The following is a 19,884-nucleotide window of genomic DNA, read 5'->3' as shown; positions in this document are numbered from 1 at the left end:
ACACCTCACCTCAGCCTCGCCCCACGATCCGCCCGGTGACCTCGCCCAGACCCACCCGCGTGCCGTCCGCGCCAGGTGCCCATGCCGACAGGGTCACGACATCCCCGTCCTCCAGGAACGTCCGCTTGCCGTCCGGGAGTTCGAGGGCGTCCCGCCCGTTCCAGGTCAGCTCCAGCAGCGAACCGCGCTCGCGTTCGGCGGGCCCGCTGACCGTGCCGGAGCCGTACAGGTCGCCGGTGCGCAGGGAGGCGCCGTTGACCGTCATCTGGGCGAGTTGCTGCGCGGCGGTCCAGTACATGGTGGAGAACGGAGGCTCGGAGACGACATGGCCGTTGATCGCGACCGAGATGCGGAGGTCGTAGCCGCCGGGCTCCTCCGCCGAGTCGTCCAGATAGGGAAGGAGTTCGTGCGTGCGCTCGGGCGGCGCGACCCGCGCGTCCTCCAGCGCGTCCAGCGGGGTGATCCACGCCGACACCGAGGTGGCGAAGGACTTGCCGAGGAACGGGCCGAGGGGGACGTACTCCCAGGCCTGGATGTCGCGCGCCGACCAGTCGTTGAGGAGGCACAGGCCGAAGACGTGCTCGCGGAAGTCGGCGAGCGGCACCGGCTCGCCCATCCGCGACGGCGTACCGACCACGAAGCCGACCTCCGCCTCGATGTCCAGGCGGATCGACGGGCCGAAGACGGGCGTCGGGTCGGACGGGGCTTTGCGCTGCCCGGACGGTCGTACGACCTCCGTGTCCGAGACCACGATCGTGCCCGCGCGGCCGTGGTAACCGATGGGCAGATGCTTCCAGTTGGGGGTCAGGGAGTCGGGTGCGTCGGGGCGGAAGATGCGGCCGACGTTCCGGGCGTGGTTCTCGGAGGCGTAGAAGTCGACGTAGTCCGCGACCTCGAAGGGGAGGTGCAGGGTCACCGCGGTGAGCGGGTGGAGGAAGGGGGCGATCGTCTCCTGGTGGGAGGGCACCGTCACCCACGCGGTCAGCGCGCGCCGGACGTCCGACCAGGCCGTACGGCCCGCGGCGAGCAGCGGGTCGAGAGTGGGGTGCGCGAGCAGGGAGACGTACGGCGAGCCGAGCGCGGCGGCGGCGGCGCCCGCGTCGAGGACCTGGTCGCCGTACCGGACGCCGACGGTCCGTTCGTCCGAGCCGAGGGGCGAGAAGACGCCGTAGGGAAGGTTGTGCGGGCCGAAGGGGTCGCCCTCGGGAAGATCGAAGGGGGGCATGGGGTGCTGCCTCACTCTCGTACGTACTCGCATGTGGCCGCGCCACACGTTACGGGTGAGTTGCAGGGACCGGCAGTGTCTAAAGAGTTCGCAATGTCCGAATAGGTCTTGTCGGAGGAGGCAATTCCGGCTTAGCGTCCTTTGGGGGACACGGACGGGGTGGGTCCGGTCCGTAGGGGGGACACGTGGGGGGACCCGTGGCCAAACGCACCGGCAGTGTGCCTTTTGAGGCCGACCGCGCGGTGCCGGGCCTGATCGTGAAGTTCGGCTCCTATCCGCTGCATCACGGCGGGGTGGGGGCGATCCGCAGTCTCGGCCGTCTCGGCGTGCCGATGTATGCAATCACGGAGGACCGATACACACCGGCCGCGGCATCCCGTTATCTGGAACGCGCGTTCGTCTGGCCGACGACCGGCACCGAGGAACCCGAACGACTCGTCGAGGGACTGCTGCGCATCGGGCGCCGCATCGGGCGTCCCACCGTCCTCATCCCCACCGACGAGGAGGCCGCCGTCCTGATCGCCGAGCATCAGGACGCGCTCACCGACCGTTTCCTGTTACCGCGCGTGGATCCGAAACTGCCGCGCCACCTCGCCAGCAAACAGGGGCTGCACGAACTCTGCGTGGAACACGGCATCCCCAGCCCCACTGCCGCCTTCCCGCAGTCCTACGACGACATCGTCGACTTTGCGGAGAAGGCCCGCTTCCCGATCGTGGCCAAGAACCGGGAGGCGTTCGTACGACGCTCCCGGCCCGCGGTGAACGGCACGACGAGGATCGCCACCCGCGAGGGGCTGCTCGCGCTCGCCCGTGACTGGGGCGAGCACCCCGGCGTGATCCTCCAGGAGTACCTGCCGAGGGAGGAGGCCGAGGACTGGATCGTGCACGCCTACTTCGACCAGGACTCCACCCCGCTCGCCATGTTCACCGGCGTCAAGGTGCGCTCCTGGCCGCCGCACGCGGGCATGACGGCAAACGCATACGTAGTGGACAATCCGGAACTCGCGGATCTCGCCGCGCGTTTCATCAAGCAGATCGGCTTCACCGGAATCGTCGACCTCGACCTGCGCTTCGACCGGCGCGACGGTCAGTACAAACTGCTCGACTTCAACCCCCGCATGGGCGCCCAGTTCCGGCTCTTCGAGAACGAGTCGGGGGTGGACGTCGTCCGCGCCATGCACCTCGACCTGACCGGCCGCCCCGTCCCGGAGGGGGAACAGCGCGCCGGCCACCGGTACATCGTGGAGAACATCGACCTGCCCGCCCTCCTCGCCTACCGCCGCAGCGGCTATACGACGCCGCACGCACCGGTGAGGGCGAGCGGGACCGAGCTGGCCTGGCTCGCGGGTGACGACCTGCGGCCGTTCTTCACGATGCTCGCTCGCTTCGTGCGGCCGGGCGCGAAGCACCTGTACCAGCTGTGGCGCACCAACCGGCGCGGCGGCAGTACCAGTAGCGGCAGCCAGCAGTAGTGGCCGACAAGTAGAGGCCGACAAGTAGTAGCCGGCACCGGCCAGTTGGCGGCAGCTCCAGCACGAAGTGGCGAAATGACGTCCTGGGGAGGGACTTCGTGATTCAACCGGTAGCAATCATCGGCGCCGGCCCGTTCGGCCTGTCCACCGCCGCGCATCTGCGGGCGCGCGGCATCCCGGTCCGAGTCTTCGGCGAGCCCATGGTCAGCTGGCGCGACCACATGCCGGCCGGAATGCTCCTGAAGTCGACCCCGGCCGCCTCCAACTTCGACGCCCCGCAGCCCGGCCACAACCTCGTCGACTACTGCGACGCGGCCGGCATCCCCCGTCTGGTCACCGACGAGGACATCATCCCCGTCGAGACCTTCATCGGCTACGGCGAGTGGTTCCAGCAGAAGCTGGTGCCCGAACTGGAGCGGGTACGGGTCGTGTCGGTTGACCGGAACAAGGGCGGCGGCTTCGAACTCAAGCTGGACTCGGGGGAGTTGTTCACGGCCCGCGCGGTCGTGGTGGCCACGGGGCTGTACGGCCTGGCCCACCTCCCGCCCGAGCTGGCGGCAGCGGCGGCCGACGGCCCCGCACCCACCGGCCCCGTCTCGCACAGCTCCCAGCACCACGACCTGAGCGGGTTCAAGGGCAAGGAACTGATCGTCGTCGGCGCCGGCCAGTCCGCGCTGGAGACGGCGGTACTCGCGGCGGAGGCGGGCGCGCAGGTCCGGATCGTCTCGCGCGGGCACGGCCGGGTCGCCTTCGGCGCGGCACCCTGGGACCAGCCGAAGCTGCGCCCGGAGTCCCCCTTCGGGCGCGCCTGGTCGCTGTGGGCGCTGAGCTACTACCCGCAGCCGTACCGCTTCCTCCCCGAGGGGACCCGCCACTATCTGGTGCGCCGGGTGCTCGGTCCGCTCGGCGCGTGGTGGCTGCGCGAGCGGTTCGAGGGGAAGGTGCAGGTCAGCGAGGTCGACCGGATCGTACGGGCGGACGCGGAGGCCGGCAGCCCGGTCCTGACGGTCGGCACGCACGGCGGCGGTACCGAGCGCCTCACCGCCGACCACGTCATCTCGGCGACGGGCTACCGGGTCGACATCGCGGCGATGGACTTCCTGGGGCACGAGCTGCGCACCCAGCTCGCGGTCAGCCGGGGTACGCCGAAGCTCGGTGCCGGGTACGTGTCGTCCGTGCCGGGGGTGTACTTCACGGGGCTGCCGGCCGCGTCGTCGTACGGGCCGGTGATGCGGTTCGTGTGCGGGACGGAGTTCGCGTCACCGCGGCTGGCGAAGCATCTGGCGGCGGCGCACGGGTAGTTGACGGAATCCGCCCTACGTGTCCTGCGTCAGCTCCAGGAGCATCGGGACCAGACGGGGCGCCAACTCCGGGGCGGAACGGTCCAGTTCGGCCGTCGCCGCGGTGATCGTCGCGGTCAGCGCGCGGCGGAGTTCGGGTACGGCGAGGGAGCGGACGAGGGTCGGCTCCAGAGGGGCGGTCACCTCCTCCGGGAGGAGGTGGGCGCCCTTCGAGTAGGCGATGGGGAGGTCAAGTCGCAGGCAGGTGAGGGCGATCAGCTGGTCGCGCAGGGCGTTGATCCAGTGCGCCGCCTGCCAGGGGCGGGCGCGTTCGACGCAGATGCGGGCGTGCAGGGCGTGGTGCCAGGCGAAGCCGATGAGTGTGTCGCGGTCGGGCGGGGCGAACGGCGGCTGTGCCTGCGGGCTGCCGAAGACCGTCCGCCACTGCGGGCCCCGGGCGCCGAACTCCGACTCCGGTGAGAAGGTGACGTCCAGCTCCACCCATCCGGGCAGCAGGAAGACCCGGATGACGCTCGCGCCACCCACGCCGAGGTCCCAGTGGTGCAGGGCGCCGAACTCGCCGTAGACCCACGCCGTCCACCGCGCTACGGCTGCGGCGACCTCGCCCCGGACGGCCAGCACGATGTCCGTGTCCGACCAGCGGTCGCCGTCGCCGGTGGCATGCGAGCCGGTGACGGCGAAGCCGACGATCGAGTCGTCGGCCTCGGGCGCGGGCGAGGAGTCGGGCGCGGGTGCGGTCGCGTTGTTCGGGGGTGAACATGCCAGGCCGGTCCCGGGGCGAGGGAGTGTGGAAGTGTGACGGTTCAGCGGGAAAGTGACACACTTTTTTGGATGAGGTGAGGTGAGCTGAGGAGGGGGCAGCGGGGGACGCGGCCTGGGCCGGACGGTGCCGCACCGCAGTTCCAGAACGCGAGCTCCTTCCAGCAGCTCTACGACCGGTAGCGGCCCAGCGTCCGCAACCCCGGCAGCGCCTTGTCGTCGAAGTCGAACAGCGCCAGGTTCTCCCACGCGTTGCCGGACGTCGGATCGGTCGGGTCCCAGCCGTCGCCCTTGCGGTACGTCCAGACGCCCTCCCAGTAGCAGTAGCCCAGCCCCGCACCCCCAGGCACATCCACCATCAGGTCCGCCACCGTGCGCAGCCACGCCGCCTGGCCCGCCGGGGTCGCCGGGTAGCCCTCCGTCAGCTGCGAGGGGTCGTACATGATGTCGTTCGTCGCGTCCTCGCTCTCCAGCGTGAACGGGTACGCCGTCTCCGCGATCAGGACCGGCTTGTCGTAACGGGCCGCCAGATCCGCCAAGTTGGCCGCGGCGGCGGCCGGGGCGCCGTGCCAGAACGGGTAGTACGACTGGGCGATGATGTCGAAGTCGACCCCGTCGGCCACCACGTTGTCGTACCACCAGCGGGACGTGCCGTTGTCGCCGCCCGAGGCGATGTGGAGCATCGTGCGGATGCGGGGGGTGGTGTCACGCGCCGCCGTCAGACCCGCCTTGAGGAAGGTCGTCAGGTTGCCCCAACCCCCGGCGTCGTCACCCCAGTTCTTGCCGGTGGGCCAGAGCAGGCCGCCGTTGATCTCGTTGCCGATCTGCACCAGGTCGGCCGGGGTGCCCTGGCGGCGCAACGCGCCCAGCACATCGGCCGTGTGGTCGTAGACCGCCCTCGTCAGGCCCGCCACATCCAGGTCCGCCCAGGCCGCCGGCTTGGTCTGGTGGGACGGGTCGGCCCAGGTGTCGGAGTAGTGGAAGTCGACCCAGATGCCGATCCCGGCCCGGCGCAGCCGCCTGGCCAGCGGGAGGATGTGCCGCTTGTTGTTGTAGCCGTCGGCCGGGTTCACCCAGACCTTGAGGCGCGCGTGGGTCACCCCGGCATCCGCGAGGATGCGGATCGGATCGTCCCGGCGGCCGTCCGCACGGCGGTACACCGCACCGAAGGCCTCGTCCTTGGGGAGCGACGAGATGTCCATCCCCCGGATCTCCAGCCGGCGCCGGTCGGCGGCGACCGCGGGCGCTGCCGCCAACACCGGGATCGAGAGTGCCGCCGCACCCGCCGCCGTGAGAACACTGCGTCTGCGCATCACAAAAGCTTCCCTTCACCAAGCAACCAAAGAAACAAGCGAGTTGAGCCGAAGAAGCAAACGGGTCGAGCGGAGGTCAGCGCGGGTCGCGGAAGACCTCCACCCCGCCCGCCGGTACCGCCGCCCGGCTCCCGTCCGGCAGCACCACCTTCACCTCGCTCCCGGTGTGGTTCACCGCGAAACGGAACGTCCCCGACTCGCCCTCCCGTACGACGAGTTCGACATCGCGCGGCAGATCGACCGGCGTGATGCCCGCGTCCGCGAGGGCGAGGTCCACCACGGCGGCCAGGTCGGCACCGGTCAGCCGCGTCGCCAGGTACCACGCCGAACCCGACCCCACCGGATGCCGCGTCAGCGCCGCCCCGCCCGCCGTACGACCGTCCGCGAAGACCGCGACCGTCTCGCAGCCCGCACCCGGGATCACGACCTCCGACCAGAGATCCGCCGTGTACGACGACCCGTCCGCACCCCGCACCGACAGCGTCTCGCCCGGCAGCAACGGGTCGAACTCCTCGACGGTCAGGCCGAGTACGTCCCGCAGCGCCCCCGGATACGCGCCCGGATGCAGCGTGTCGTTCTCGTCGACGATCCCGGAGAAGAAGGAGACCAGCAGTGTCCCGCCCCGCGAGACGTACCGCTCCAGATCGCCCCCCACCCCGACCGGCGCCGAGTACAACTGCGGCACCACCAGCAGCGGATACCGCGCCGGGTCCAGGTCCCCCAACCCCGTCGGCGGCAGGAAGTCCACCGTCAAGTGCCGGTCGTAGAGCGCCTCGTAGAAGGAGTCCAGGCGCTCCCGCGCGTCCAGGTCCTGGCTCGGCCGCCACTCCAGGCTCTGCGCCCACCAGGAGTCCCACGACCACACCATCGCCACGTCACCGCGCGTCCGGGTGCCCCGCAGCCCGGCCCGGCTCAAGTCCCCCACCCGGCGGCCGAGTTCCGTCACCTCGCGCCAACCCCGGTTGTCCGTACCGGAGTTCGCCAGCATCGCCGTATGGAACTTCTCCGCGCCCGACTGCGACTGCCGCCACTGGAAGAACATCGCGCCCTCGGAGCCGCGCGCCACATGCCCGAGTGAGTTGCGGGCCATCTCACCGGGACGCTTCGCGGGGTTGTACGGCTGCCAATTGACCCCGGACGTGGCATGTTCCAGGAGCAGCCACGGGCCGCCGCCCGCCACCGAGCGGGTCAAGTCGGCGGCCAGCGCCAGGTTCACGTGGGTGCGGCGGCCGTCCGTCATCAGGTAGTGGTCGTTGGTGACGAGGTCGACCTCCTTGGCCCAGGCCCAGTAGTCGACGGTCTGGCCCTGGCTCGGCGCGACCATGAAGTTGGTGGTGACGGGCACGCCGGGGGAGAGGCGGTGCAGGATGTCCCGCTCGGCGGCGAAGTTGGCGCGGGCCTGTGCGTCGGCGAAGCGGTGGTAGTCGAGCTGCTGGGTCGGATTGCATACGGACGGGGTCGCGCGGGGCGGGGTGATCTCCTCCCAGTCGCCGTACTGCTGGCCCCAAAAGGCCGTTCCCCAGGCGTGGTTGAGGGCGTCGAGGGTGTCGTGGCGCTCCCGCAGCCAGACCCGGAAGGCCGCCGCGCACACATCGCAGTAGCAGGCGAGCACAGGGGCGCCGTACTCGTTGTGGACGTGCCACAGGACGACGGCCGGGTGGCTGCCGTAGCGCTCGGCCAGCACCCGTGTGATCGTCGTCGCCGCCGCGCGGTAGGCGGGGTTCGAGTGGCAGATCGCGCCGCGCGAGCCGAAGGCGAGGCGCACGCCCTCCCGCGTCACCGGCAGTGCGTCGGGGTGCGCGCGGTAGAACCACGCCGGCGGTACGACCGTGGGCGTGCCGAGGTTCACCGCGATGCCCGCACCGTGCAGCAGGCCGATCACCGTGTCCAGCCACTCCCAGTCGTACTCGCCCGGTCGCGGCTCAAGACGGGCCCAGGAGAAGACGCCGAGGGAGACCGCCGTGACACCGGCCTCCCGCATCAGCCGTACGTCCTCCTCCCAGACCTCCCGCGGCCACTGTTCGGGGTTGTAGTCACCTCCGAAGGCGAGTGGCAGACGGTCGTGGGGGACGGGGGACGGCATAGGTTCACTCCCGAAGTAGAGGGCTGTTTCTGTGATCGTGCACATGAATGGTCGCGGCTCCAACCCGTCAGCAACAAGTAGGTAACCCCAGGCGACACCCATTGACAAGGGTTCGAAACAATTCTCTACTGTGCACGGTCACAGAGCCGTGGACAGGCTCGCACTCAGTCAGGGGAGATGAAGATGTCGATCCACCGCCGCCAGATCAGCAGGCGCAGCATTCTTGCCGGGGCCGCCGCTGTCGGCCTGACGAGCACCCTCGCCGCCTGCGGCGGTTCCGACGACGACTCCGGCAAGAGCAGCGGGCCCGTCAAGCTGACCTACTGGTCCTGGGCGCCGAACATGGACAAGGTCGCCGCGATCTGGAACAAGAAGAACCCGGACATCACGGTCACCGTCTCCAAGCAGGCCGCGGGCAAGGACATCATCTCCAAGCTGATCACCGCGAAGAAGGCCGGCAACGCCCCCGACCTGATCCAGGTCGAGTACCAGGCGCTGCCGACGCTGGTCTCCAACGACGTCCTCGCCGACATCTCCAAGTACGCGAAGTCCGCCAAGTCCGAGTTCGCCGAGGGCCTTTGGGGCATGGTCACGCTCGGCACCGACGCGGTCTACGCGATACCGCAGGACTCCGGCCCGCTGATGTTCTTCTACCGCGAGGACCTGTTCAAGCAGCACAACCTGACCGTCCCGGCCACCTGGGACGACTTCGCCAAGACCGCCCGCGCCGCCAAGAAGGCACTGCCGAACGCCTACTTGACGACGTTCTCCTCCAACGACCCCGGTCTGTTCGCCGGGTTGGCGCAGCAGGCCGGCGCCAAGTGGTGGACCGTGGAGAGCGGCGGCAAGTGGACCGTCGGCATCGACGACGCGGCCACCAAGAAGGTCGCCGACTTCTGGGGCGGTCTCGTCCAGGAGGGCGTGATCGACAACCAGCCGATGTACACGCCGGCTTGGAACAACGCCCTGAACAAGGGCACCAACATCGCCTGGGTCTCCGCCGTGTGGGCGCCCGGTGTGCTGGTCAGCTCGGCCCCCGACACCAAGGGCAAGTGGCGTATGGCCCCGCTGCCGCAGTGGTCCGCGGGCGAGAACGTCACCGGCAGCTGGGGCGGCTCCTCCACCGGTGTCTCCACCGACTCCAAGCACGCCGAGGCCGCGGCCAAGTTCGCGGCCTGGCTGAACACCGACCCGGAGGCGCTGGCCGCCCTGGTCAAGGAGGTCGCGATCTACCCGGCGGCCACCAAGGGCCAGTCCGGCTCGGTGCTCACCCCGCCCGCGTTCTTCCCGAACCAGACCGACTTCTACGACACCGCCGCGAAGATCGCCGCCACCACGGCAGCCTCCGCCTGGGGCCCGAACGTCCAGGTCGCCTACGACACCTTCAGCGACGCCTTCGGCAAGGCCACCAAGGCGAAGAAGTCCGCCCAGTTCGACACCGCGCTCGCCACCATGCAGTCGGCGACCTTCACCGACATGAAGAAGCAGGGCTTCAAGGTGACCGAGGCATGACCGCCACTCCGCTCAAGGGCTCCGGCAGCACGACGGCCGGGCCCTTGGCGGACGGCACCGCCACCACCGTCCGCCCCCGCCGCATCCGCCGCCGTGGCCGCAGCGCGCCGTACTGGTTCCTCGTACCGGCCGTGCTCCTGTTCGCCGCCTTCACCGTCGTACCGATCGGGTACGCGGTGTGGCTCAGTCTCCACAAGGTCCAGGTCAAGGGCATCGGCCTCGGCAAGGGCGCCCGTCAGCAGGTGTGGAACGGCATCGGCAACTACACCGACGTCCTGAACGACTCCGAGTTCGGCCACAGCGTCCTGCGCGCCTTCGGCTACGGCCTGATCGTCATCCCCACGATGCTCGGTCTGGCCCTGGTCTTCGCGCTGATGCTGGACACCCCGCAGGCGCGCAGCGCCAAGTTCGCCCGCCTGGCGATCTTCCTGCCGTACGCCGTCCCCGGCATCATCGCCGCCCTGATGTGGGGCTTCCTCTACCTCCCGACGGTCAGCCCCTTCTACTACCTCCTGCGCGAGTTCAACCTCCCGCAGCCCGACCTGTTCGACGGCGGCAACCTGTACCTCTCCTTCGCGAACATCGCGGTGTGGGGCGGCACCGGCTTCAACATGATCGTGATCTACACGGCCCTGCGCTCGATACCGCAGGAGATCTACGAGGCCGCGAAGATCGACGGCGCCTCCGACCTGAAGATCGCCCTGCGGATCAAGATCCCGATCGTGCTGCCCTCCCTCGTGCTCACGTTCTTCTTCTCGGTCATCGCCACCCTCCAGGTCTTCACCGAGCCCATGGCCCTCAAGCCGCTGACCAACGGCCTCTCCGGTACCTGGAGTCCGCTGATGGCCATCTACGACAGCGCCTTCCTCAGGTCCGACATCTACGGCGCGTCCGCCACCGCGGTGGTCCTGGCCCTGGCGACCTTCGTGGTCTCCTTCACGCTGCTGCGCGTCTCCGACCGCTACACCCGGGAGGACCGGGCATGACCCCCCTCACCCTCACCGCCACCGACGGCCAGGGACTCGGCAAGCCGAAGCGCACCGCGTGGGTGCCGACCCTGGTACTGATCCTCGGCTCGTTGTACTGCCTGATCCCCGTGGCCTGGGTGGTCATCGCCGCCAGCAAGGGCCACGGCGAACTCTTCTCCACCTTCACCTTCGCCCCCGGCTCCGGATTCCTCGACAACTTCAAGGAGTTGAGCTCCTACCGGAACGGCATCTACTGGGAGTGGATGGTCAACTCCCTCTTCTACGCGGGCGGCGGCGCCCTGCTCTCCGCCGCGGTCTCGGCCGCCGGCGGCTACGCGCTGGGCCGATTCGCCTTCCGCGGCCGGGAGTTCGTCTTCAAGCTGATGCTGGCCGGCGTCCTGGTCCCGAGCATCGTGCTGACGGTCCCGCAGTACCTGCTCCTCTCGAAGCTGGGCCTGGCCGACTCGTACTGGTCGATGCTCCTGCCGTCGATCCTCTCCCCGTACGGCGTCTACCTCGTCCGTATCTACGCGGCGGCCTCCGTGCCCGCCGAACTCCTCGAAGCCGCCCGCATGGACGGCGCGAGCGAGTGGCGGATCTTCTCGCGGATCGCGGTCCCGATGATGATGCCGGGGCTCATCACGGTGTTCCTGTTCCAGTTCGTCGGCATCTGGAACAACTTCCTGCTGCCGTACGTGATGCTCGCGGACGACACCAAGTTCCCGATCACGCTGGGCCTTTACACCCTGCTCAACCAGGGCGCCTCACAGCCCGCCCTCTACACGCTGGTCATCATGGGCTGCTTCCTCGCGATCCTGCCGCTGATCGCGCTCTTCCTGGTGATCCAGCGGTTCTGGTCCCTGGACCTGCTGAGCGGCTCGGTCAAGGCGTGAGACGTATGTAGCGAGCAGTACCTCCCCCCACCGCACTGAACCGGCAGAACGAGGACCATGACCACCAGTCCGAACGGACGCCGCAAACCGCCCACCATCCACGACGTGGCCCGGGAGGCAGGCGTCTCCCGGGGGACCGTCTCCCGCTTCCTGAACGGCGGCCACTACGTCTCGCCGGCCGCCCGCACCGCCGTGGAGACGGCGATCAGGAAGACGGGCTACGTCGTCAACCGGCACGCCCGCTCCCTGAGCACCGGACGGTCGGACTCGGTGGCGTTCCTCCTCACCGAGCCGCAGGAGAAGTTCTTCGAGGACCCCAACTTCAATGTCCTGCTGCGGGGTTGCACCGAGCACCTGGCCCGCCACGACATCCCCCTGCTCCTGATGCTGGCCTCCTCCAAGGACGACCGCCGCCGCCTCACCCGCTACATCACCTCGGGCCACGTGGACGGAGTCCTGCTGGTCTCCAACCACAGCGGCGACCCGGTGGCGGCCGAACTCCGCGACGCCGGCATCCCGTTGGTGGCCTGCGGCAAACCGCTCGGCCCCGCCTCCAAGTACAGCTACGTGGCCGCGGCCGACCGCGACGGCGCCCAGGAAATGGTCCGCCACCTCATCTCCCGCGGCAGACGCCGCATCGCCATGGTCACCGGCCCGCTCGACGCGCCGGGCGGCCCCGACCGCCTGGCCGGCTACCGGGACGTCCTCACGGAGGCGGGCCTGCCCCACGACCCCGCACTCGTCGTGGAAGGCGACTACCGCCGCACGGGCGGCGAGGAAGCGGCCCGCAGACTCCTGACGCGGGCCCCCGACCTGGACGCGGTGTTCGTGGCGTCGGACCTGATGGCTCTGGGAGTCGTCAACACCCTCCAGCAATCCGGCCGTTCGGTCCCGGATGACATCGCTGTCGGAGGCTTCGACGACTCGGCGGCGGCCACGGCGATCACCCCGGCCCTCACGACCATGCGCCAGCCCTACGACCGCATCAGCGCCGAAATGGTCCGCATGCTGCTCGCGCAGATCGCCGGCGAGGACACGGCGGGCGTGATCCTGCCCACCGAACTGGTGATCCGGGAGTCGGCATAACCGCCGTAACTGTCAAACCAACCGGAACTCGGGTCAACGTATGTGAAGGCAGCAGCCGTCCGGTTCGTGTCGAGTCGGTGGGGCGTTCCATCCGTATTCTCTGATCATGGCCGCACCCCTCGCATATGCACTGATCGCCACCGACCTGGACGGGACGCTGCTGCGCGGCGACGACACGCTCTCCGACCGGTCCCGCATCGCACTGGCGAGGGCGTCGGCGGCCGGCGCCCGGCACCTGGTCGTCACCGGCCGGCCCGCTCCGAGGGTGCGCCCGCTCCTCGAAGACCTCGGCAGCAGGGGGCTCGCGGTGTGCGGACAGGGCGCGCAGTTGTACGACGCCGGCGCGGACCGTCTGCTCTGGTCGGTCACCCTGGACCGTGAGCTGGCGGAGACCGCGCTCGGCAAGATCGAGGCGGAAGTGGGCCAGGTGTTCGCGGCGGTCGACCAGGACGGAGTGGACGGCCTCACCCTCATCGAGCCCGGCTACTTGATGCCGCACCCCACGCTCCCCGCCGTACGGGTGGGCAGGCGCGACGACTTGTGGTCCGAACCGATCAGCAAGGTGTTGCTCCGTCACCCCGCCCTGGAGGACGACGAGTTGGCGTCCACGGCCCGCTCGGTGGTCGGTTCCCTGGCCTCGGTCACCATGTCGGGTCCCGGTACCGTCGAACTCCAGCCACTCGGCATCACCAAGGCGACGGGCCTCGCCCTGGCGGCCCGCCACTTGGGCCTGACCCCGTCCGACACCATCGCCTTCGGCGACATGCCGAACGACATCCCCATGTTCGACTGGGCGGCCCACGGAGTGGCGATGGCCAACGCCCACCCCGAACTCAAGGCGGTGGCCGACGAGGTGACGAAGTCGAACGAGGACGACGGCATCGCGCTGGTCCTGGAAAGACTCCTCGACTGAAGCGTCTTTCAGGGGCGCGGGAACCGCGCGACCAGCCACGACGGCGCGGCAGACGGACAGACAACCCGTCGTGGCTGATCCGACAGTCTCTAGTAAGCCCCGTACACGTTGTCGATGGAGCCATACACGGCCGCCGCGTAGTTGCAGGCGGCGGTGATGTTCGCAACCGGGTCGTACGGATCGAACGAAGTCCCGGCAACGTGATACGCGTTGAACGTCGGGTCGATCACCTGGAGCAGCCCCTTCGACGGCGTACCCGCCGCCGCGTTGGAGTCCCAGTTGTTGATCGCGTACGGGTTGCCGGACGACTCACGGATCACGTTCCGGTAGATCCCGTTGTACGTACCCGGAATTCCCTTCTGCGCCATGATCGCGAGCGACTCACGGATCCACCCGTCAAGGGTGTTGGGGTATCCGGCGAGCGTGGTCGACGAGGTCGTGGCGGCCGAGGCGGTGGTCGCCCCGACGACAGGCAGCGCGAGGATCGCGACACCGGTACCGGCGACAACGACACGGCGGACAAGGCGGGCGCGGCGGGACTGAGCGGATGCAGGCATGACGAGGTTCCTCTCCGTCGCCTGCGAGGTGAGCTGTCGGGTTCGGGCTGGGAGGTGCCCGGCCACGCCCTCACGGACGTGACTTAACCCCGAGCCGTCCCGGTCGCAGCGACCGGTCCGGCGACTTACCTGGGTCCCCCGCTCCTGCCGTGCGAGAAGTTCGTGACTGGGATGCCGGGCGGCGGCAGGATTCGGCGTTCCGCTCGACAGGCCCGGAAACTATGCGAGAGCACATGTCCGGAACAAGTGGCGGAATCACACCTAACCCCTATTGACCTTGGTCTGAGGCGTATGGGGCACTTGATCCTTTGCGTAAGCCAAGGTTCAACTGTCAATAACCACAAGGGAAACGTAAAAACGCAGGACCACAGGCCACGCACACAAACGCGTGACCCAACTCACGGCGAGATAAAGAACGGCAAATCGGGCATTCGTCCTCAACTGGCAGTTCTCGGAATCCTTTTCTCCCAAGTGCGGTGAAAGATCACTTCGCTGCCCTCGGTGCAGATCACCTCATTCGAGGTAATAAAGTCCGTTTCGTCGCAGGTGATCTCGGACCGCGTCCGCACGGTCGTGTCCCATCCCAGCTCCGGCCGATGCAGCCGGATCGTCCAGTCGGACCGCGTGCGGGCGGACAAAGGGTCCGACTCGTCGATCGTGTACGTCTCCAGCGCGTCCTCGGTGAATTCGAGCCCGTCCGGATACACCCGCGTGCCGCCGTACCGGGGATCCACCTCCAGCCGCCACTCACCCTTCGCCACATCCCGCACGACCAGCCGCTCGGGCCGCGGCTCGTCCAGCGTGGCGGGGTGGTTGACCCCGATCGGCGCGGCCTCCTCGGGCTCGTCGAAGCGAATGTCGTACGTCAACTCCCTTTCCCGCACCGGAAGTTCCATCGCACATCCCTCCGGATCCAGCGTGAACCCCGCCCCGGACTCCGGCTGCGGCCAGATCCAGGGCCAGTACGCCGACGACACCGCGAGCCGGATCCGATGGCCCGGCGGAAACGCGTGCCCGATGCCGTTCAGTTCGAAGGTCACGTCCTCCGTGGTGCCCGGCGTCCACGGCACCGCCCGGTCCCGCCCGTGCCGGGCCGACAGGTTCAGCACACCGCGGGTGACCAGCGTCGACGACCCGTCCGGCGCGACATCGCACAGCCGCGCGACCACCTGCCCGCGCGGCACACCGCAGGTCAGCCGCAGCCGCACCCTCGGCCGCCCCAGTACCCACGTCTCGGCCGGCACCTCGAACTCGAAGCACGCCGACCGCGCGTCCTCGTCCCGCTGGTCCGGCGGCAGGTCGGCGTCGTTCCCGAACGGGAAGAACCGGCCCGCGTCCACACCGGTGTGCATGGGGGAGCGCACCAGGACGGGCGCGCCCCGGAGGCCGTACGTCGTCGTCTTCACGTGGGGCGAGGGCCACGTGGGCTCGCCGACCCAACGGCCCGGCAGGGTGTCGTAGGCCGTGGCCGGAGGATGCGAGTCGCTGACGTAGGCCCGCAGCGGAGGTTCCTCCATGACTCCCGTGTCCTCGCCCTTCAGCCAGTGGTCCCACCAGCGCAGCGTCTCCTGGAGGAAGCCGATCGCGGGTCCTGGCGGCAGGCCCCGGTCGGGGTACTGGTGGGACCACGGTCCGATCAGACCGCGCACCCGGTCGGGCGGGAGGTGTTCGACGAGCCGCAGGACCGTGTCGCGGTACGGGTCGTGCCAGCCGCCCACCGCCAGGACGGCGGCGCCGATCGCGCCGTAGTCCTCACAGACGCTGCCGTGCCTCCAGTAGTCGTCGCGGAGCTGGTGGGCGAGCCAGGTGTGGATGAACGGGTCGATCCGCTCCAGGCGCTTGAGCCACATGTCGCGCCAGACCAGGCCCGCGTACTCGGGGTCCGGCGGGCGGGCGACGAAGGCGAGCATGGTGGCCGCCCAGGCGTGCAGGTCGACGGCGAGGGCCGAACCGCCCATGTAGTGCACGTCGTTGTCGTAGCGGTCGTCGGTGGAGCAGACGGTGACGATCGCCTTCAGCGGTTCCGGCGCGAGGGCGGCGATCTGGAGGGAGTTGAAGCCGCCCCAGGAGATCCCGAACATGCCCACCTTGCCGGTGCACCAGGGCTGCGCGGCAAGCCAGTTGACCACCTCGACGCCGTCCGCGAGTTCCTGCGCGTCGTACTCGTCGCCGGGCGCGCCCTCGCTGTTGCCGTGGCCGCGCACGTCGACCCGCACGGAGGCGTAGCCGTGGCCCGCGTACCAGGGGTGGCGCTGGGCGTCGCGGGGCGCGGTCCAGTCGGTCAGGCGGTACGGGAGGTATTCGAGGAGCGCCGGTACGGGTTCGTCCGTCAGCGGGCGCCACACGCGCGCGTAGAGGCGTGTTCCGTCGGGCATCGGGATGCGGATGTCCTCGTGGGCCGTCTCGTGGGGGAAGGACGTACGGATGCGCATGAGGGGACCCCTGGGTTCAGTGGACCGGGTGCATGGTGCGGCGCAGCCAGGGCGCGGCGGCCATCACCGCGAGGCCGGCGGCCACCGCGATCGCGCCGTTGACGCCGAAGTAGGCCGGCTTGGAGACGTCGTCGTAGAGCTTCACCGTCTGGGCCTGGATGCCGTTCGCGAGCGCGAGGGACAGGAACCAGAGGGACATGGTCTGGCTGGAGAACGCGGCCGGGGCGAGCTTCGTGGTGGCCGACATCCCGGAGGTCTCCAGGAGGATGTCGCCGAGGCCGAGCAGGAAGTACGAGCCGACGATCCACCAGGCCGACATGCGGTAGGCGTCGCCGCTGTGCCCGCTGGTCGGCAGGACCATCAGCAGGAACGACAGGCCGCCCAGGACGACGCCGATCGCGATCTTGTTGGAGGCGTGCGGCTGGCCGCGGCCCATGCGGACCCAGAGCGCGGCGACCACGGGCGCGAGCCCGACCTCGAAGGCGCCGAGCGCGCTTGCGTACCAGCTCGCGGGGAAGTCGAAGCCCAGGATGGTCGTCTCGGCGTTCGACGCGGCCAGCAGCATCATCGTCGAATAGGCCTGGAAGAGAATGAAGTTGAAGACCGTGGAGGCCAGGAACAGCACGATGTACGGGCGCAGTCGGCCGCGTTCCTCGGCGGTCACGCGCGGACTCATGAACATCACCGCGAAGTACACGACGGGTGCGACGACCGAGACGACGGTGAGCAGGTCGACGAAGCGGCCCATGGTGAGCCACCCGGCGAGGGCCAGCGCGGTCGCGAGCACGGCGGCCGCCAGGATGCCTACGACGATGAGTCGTACCGCGCGGCGCAGCGCGTCCGGTGCGAGTGCGAACTCGGCGGTGTTCCGGCGGCCGGCGAGGTGACCCCGCCCGGCGACGTACTGGATCAGCCCGAAGGTCATGCCGACCGCGGCGGCCGAGAAGCCCCAGTGCCAGCCCTCGTGGTCGCCGAGCCAGCCGGTGATCAGCGGGCCCGCGAAGGCGCCGATGTTGATCGCCATGTAGTAGAGCGCGAAACCGGCGTCCCGGCGCTCGTCGTCGGTGCGGTAGAGCTTGCCGACCATGGTGGCCACGTTGGGCTTGAGCAGGCCGGTGCCCGCGCTGATGAGGCCGAGGCCGGCCCAGGTCATCGTGGCCGTGGGGACCGCCATCGCGTAGTGCCCGCAGGCGATCAGGACGCCGCCCCACAGCACCGCGCGGTAGGAGCCGAGGATGCGGTCGGCGAGCCAGCCGCCCGCGACCGAGACGAGGTAGACCAGCGTTCCATAGGCTGCGGATACGGATGCGGCCGTTCCGGACGACATGCCCATGCCGCCGTGCGCGACGGTATCCGCGAAGTAGAGGACGAGGATGGCCTGCATGCCCAGGAACGAGAAACGCTCCCAGACCTCAAGGCCGGAGAGCGTGAGCAGCCCCTTGGGCTGGCCGAAGAAGGCGTGGTCGTCCCCGGGAGGCGGCTGGTCGGCGGGCTCGGCTTCAACTGCGGTACGGGACACGATCCACTGCTTCCACCTAAGTCGATAAATATCCGTTCTTATCAGGTGATCAAAAACATACCGGTCATGATCCGATACCGCCTGGGGTGGACGGGGTGGGCGGCATGGGTGATCGAAAGCCGACCGGATACGCTGACTTGAGTGATGGCAGCGACCTATCGACAAACCGTGTGACCGCCCAGGGACACCAGCAGACAGGAGACCCCTCGTGACCGTCGTCGGGCCGTTCGGGCTGAGCGTGCGGGACCAGGCTCTGGAAGCCGATGTCCAGGCCGGAATGGCGGCAGTCGAGGAGGGTCTGCTCGAAGCCACCAAGAGCGAGGTGCCCTTCATCACGGAGGCCGCCCAGCATCTCGTGCGCGCGGGCGGGAAGCGGTTCAGGCCGCTCCTCGTGATGCTCGCCGCGCAGTTCGGCGATCCCTACGCGCCGGGGGTCGTCCCCTCGGCGGTCGTCGTCGAACTGACCCATCTCGCCACGCTCTACCACGACGACGTGATGGACGAGGCCGCCGTGCGCCGGGGCGTGGAGAGCGCCAACACCCGCTGGGGCAACTCGGTCGCGGTCCTCACCGGCGACTTCCTCTTCGCGCGCGCGTCGCACACCCTGGCCGACCTCGGCCCCGAGGCGGTGCGGGTGCAGGCCGAGGCGTTCGAACGCCTGGTCACCGGCCAGATCCTGGAGACCGCAGGACCCTCCGACGGGCGTGACCCGGTCGAGCACTACCTCGACGTGCTCGGCGGCAAGACCGGCTCCCTGGTCGCGGTCGCCTGCCGGTTCGGCGCGATGATGGCCGGCTGCGACGACACGGTCGTGGACGTCCTCACCCAGTACGGCGAGCGCCTCGGCGTCGCCTTCCAGCTCGCCGACGACGTCCTGGACATCGCCTCCGACGGCCACGAGTCCGGCAAGACCCCCGGCACGGACCTGCGCGAGGGCATCCCCACCCTGCCGGTGCTACGGCTCCGGGAGCGCGCGGACCGCCTCGGTCTCGCCGAGGACATCGCCCTGTGCGAACTGCTCGACTCCGACCTCACGGACGACGACCGGCTCGCCGAGGCCATCTCCCGGCTCCGCGAGCACCCGGCCCTGGAGCAGGCCCGCCGCGACACCGTGCGCTACGCGGAGGACGCCCGCGCGGCCCTCGCCCCGCTCCCCGAGTGCGATGCCAAGGTCGCCCTCCTGGAGATGTGCGACGCGGTGGTGCACCGCGCGGGCTGAGCCCGTTCAGTAGCCGCTCCCTCCTGTACTGGACGAGGAGGCGGCCGTGGCCTTCGCCCCTGTGGGCGTCACCGCCCACCAGGTGCCGTCCACGCCCTGGCCGTAGGCCTCTTTGGGCTGGTCGTCCTTGGCGTACCGGTAGAGCGGCCAGCCGGCCAGGGTGAGCTGTGAGGTCCCGTCGGAGCGCTTGACCGTCGAGACGAGCTTCTTGTCGATGCCCTTGACGGTGACGGAGCCCTTGGCGGTCGCGGCGGGCCACACCACGGCGCAGGTGCCGTAGCAGCTGACCCTCGTCGGGTGGACCGAGTCGGCGTCGAAGCGGTAGAGGACGTACCCCTTGCTGTCGGTCACGACGGTGCCCACCTTGTCGACCTTGGCGGTCATGAGGGTCGTCCCGGTGGTGACCGCGGCCGGAGTGCCGGCCGAACCGCCGCTTCCACTGCCGCCGCCGCTTCCGCATCCGGCGAGCGTGAGGGTCAGGACCGCGGCGCCCGTGACCGCGTATCCGGTGAGGTGCTGGGTGGCGTGCATGGCGACCCCTTCGGTCGATGCGGTGTGCTGCCACCCATATGTACGGATTCGGAGCGGTTTCTACTCGATGCCGGTCAACTGACCTGCGCGGGCTGTGCCTT

16 protein-coding genes and 1 riboswitch are annotated in these 19,884 nt (G+C 69.5%); of the genes, 8 read left to right on the top strand and 8 right to left on the bottom strand.

What is annotated here, in order from left to right:
* Positions 1-10: 10 nt before the first annotated feature.
* On the bottom strand, positions 11-1,225 hold the full coding sequence (gene fahA / locus ACWDEW_RS26600) for a fumarylacetoacetase (protein ID WP_450515635.1): 1,215 nt from the start codon (positions 1,223-1,225) through the stop codon (positions 11-13).
* 197 nt (positions 1,226-1,422) lie between these two features.
* Here fahA and ACWDEW_RS26595 point away from each other — a divergent pair, with 197 nt between their 5' ends.
* The gene (locus ACWDEW_RS26595; protein ID WP_450515633.1) at positions 1,423-2,697 is read left to right on the top strand and encodes a carboxylate--amine ligase; all 1,275 of its coding nucleotides are present in this window, start codon (positions 1,423-1,425) and stop codon (positions 2,695-2,697) included.
* Between the two features lie 98 nt (positions 2,698-2,795).
* The gene (locus ACWDEW_RS26590; protein ID WP_450515631.1) at positions 2,796-3,998 is read left to right on the top strand and encodes an NAD(P)-binding domain-containing protein; all 1,203 of its coding nucleotides are present in this window, start codon (positions 2,796-2,798) and stop codon (positions 3,996-3,998) included.
* Positions 3,999-4,013: 15 nt separating this feature from the next.
* Here ACWDEW_RS26590 and ACWDEW_RS26585 read toward each other — a convergent pair whose 3' ends face one another.
* The 3 genes from ACWDEW_RS26585 to ACWDEW_RS26575 all read right to left on the bottom strand — a co-directional run bounded on the left by ACWDEW_RS26585 (position 4,014) and on the right by ACWDEW_RS26575 (position 8,153).
* Complete coding sequence (locus tag ACWDEW_RS26585; protein ID WP_450515629.1) at positions 4,014-4,619, bottom strand: hypothetical protein; 606 nt, start codon at positions 4,617-4,619, stop codon at positions 4,014-4,016.
* A gap of 308 nt (positions 4,620-4,927) precedes the next feature.
* On the bottom strand, positions 4,928-6,070 hold the full coding sequence (locus ACWDEW_RS26580) for a glycoside hydrolase family 53 protein (RefSeq protein WP_450515627.1): 1,143 nt from the start codon (positions 6,068-6,070) through the stop codon (positions 4,928-4,930).
* A gap of 76 nt (positions 6,071-6,146) precedes the next feature.
* The gene (locus ACWDEW_RS26575) at positions 6,147-8,153 is read right to left on the bottom strand and encodes a beta-galactosidase (protein ID WP_450515625.1); all 2,007 of its coding nucleotides are present in this window, start codon (positions 8,151-8,153) and stop codon (positions 6,147-6,149) included.
* A 177-nt stretch (positions 8,154-8,330) separates the two neighbouring features.
* On the opposite strand from ACWDEW_RS26575, the gene ACWDEW_RS26570 reads away from it, so the two are divergent.
* The 5 genes from ACWDEW_RS26570 (at position 8,331) to ACWDEW_RS26550 (ending at position 13,525) form a co-directional block, all read left to right on the top strand.
* Positions 8,331-9,665: an ABC transporter substrate-binding protein gene (locus tag ACWDEW_RS26570; RefSeq protein WP_450515624.1), complete on the top strand. Its 1,335-nt coding sequence runs from the start codon at positions 8,331-8,333 to the stop codon at positions 9,663-9,665.
* Entirely contained in the window at positions 9,662-10,651 is a 990-nt protein-coding gene (locus ACWDEW_RS26565) for a carbohydrate ABC transporter permease (RefSeq protein ID WP_450515622.1), read from the top strand. The genes ACWDEW_RS26570 and ACWDEW_RS26565 overlap by 4 nt, the downstream gene beginning before the upstream one ends.
* Positions 10,648-11,526 (top strand): carbohydrate ABC transporter permease, encoded by an 879-nt coding sequence (locus tag ACWDEW_RS26560; RefSeq protein ID WP_450515620.1) that lies wholly within the window; start codon positions 10,648-10,650, stop codon positions 11,524-11,526. Before ACWDEW_RS26565 ends, ACWDEW_RS26560 begins: the two co-directional genes overlap by 4 nt.
* 57 nt (positions 11,527-11,583) lie before the next feature.
* A complete protein-coding gene (locus tag ACWDEW_RS26555) occupies positions 11,584-12,612 on the top strand; it encodes a LacI family DNA-binding transcriptional regulator (RefSeq protein WP_450515618.1) in 1,029 nt (342 codons plus the stop codon).
* A 106-nt stretch (positions 12,613-12,718) separates the two neighbouring features.
* Positions 12,719-13,525 (top strand): HAD family hydrolase, encoded by an 807-nt coding sequence (locus ACWDEW_RS26550; RefSeq protein WP_450515617.1) that lies wholly within the window; start codon positions 12,719-12,721, stop codon positions 13,523-13,525.
* A gap of 89 nt (positions 13,526-13,614) precedes the next feature.
* Here the strand turns inward: ACWDEW_RS26550 and ACWDEW_RS26545 are convergent, their stop codons facing one another.
* The 3 genes from ACWDEW_RS26545 to ACWDEW_RS26535 form a co-directional block, all read right to left on the bottom strand.
* On the bottom strand, positions 13,615-14,082 hold the full coding sequence (locus tag ACWDEW_RS26545; protein WP_019074260.1) for a transglycosylase SLT domain-containing protein: 468 nt from the start codon (positions 14,080-14,082) through the stop codon (positions 13,615-13,617).
* Positions 14,083-14,085: 3 nt separating this feature from the next.
* Positions 14,086-14,257: riboswitch (cyclic di-AMP (ydaO/yuaA leader) on the bottom strand.
* Positions 14,258-14,519: 262 nt separating this feature from the next.
* Positions 14,520-16,514, bottom strand: coding sequence for a CocE/NonD family hydrolase (locus ACWDEW_RS26540; RefSeq protein ID WP_450515615.1), 1,995 nt, complete (start codon positions 16,512-16,514; stop codon positions 14,520-14,522).
* A gap of 16 nt (positions 16,515-16,530) precedes the next feature.
* Positions 16,531-18,033 carry a peptide MFS transporter gene (locus ACWDEW_RS26535; protein WP_450515613.1) on the bottom strand — a complete coding sequence of 501 codons (1,503 nt, stop codon included), beginning with the start codon at positions 18,031-18,033 and terminating at the stop codon, positions 16,531-16,533.
* Positions 18,034-18,241: 208 nt separating this feature from the next.
* Between ACWDEW_RS26535 and ACWDEW_RS26530 the strand changes: the two genes are divergently transcribed.
* Positions 18,242-19,252 (top strand): polyprenyl synthetase family protein, encoded by a 1,011-nt coding sequence (locus ACWDEW_RS26530; protein ID WP_450515612.1) that lies wholly within the window; start codon positions 18,242-18,244, stop codon positions 19,250-19,252.
* 6 nt (positions 19,253-19,258) lie between these two features.
* Here the strand turns inward: ACWDEW_RS26530 and ACWDEW_RS26525 are convergent, their stop codons facing one another.
* Positions 19,259-19,783, bottom strand: coding sequence for a hypothetical protein (locus ACWDEW_RS26525; RefSeq protein ID WP_450515610.1), 525 nt, complete (start codon positions 19,781-19,783; stop codon positions 19,259-19,261).
* Between the last annotated feature and the right edge of the window lie 101 nt (positions 19,784-19,884).

The organism is Streptomyces sp. NPDC001100 (assembly GCF_053598575.1).
This window is presented reverse-complemented; position numbering and strand designations above follow the sequence as displayed.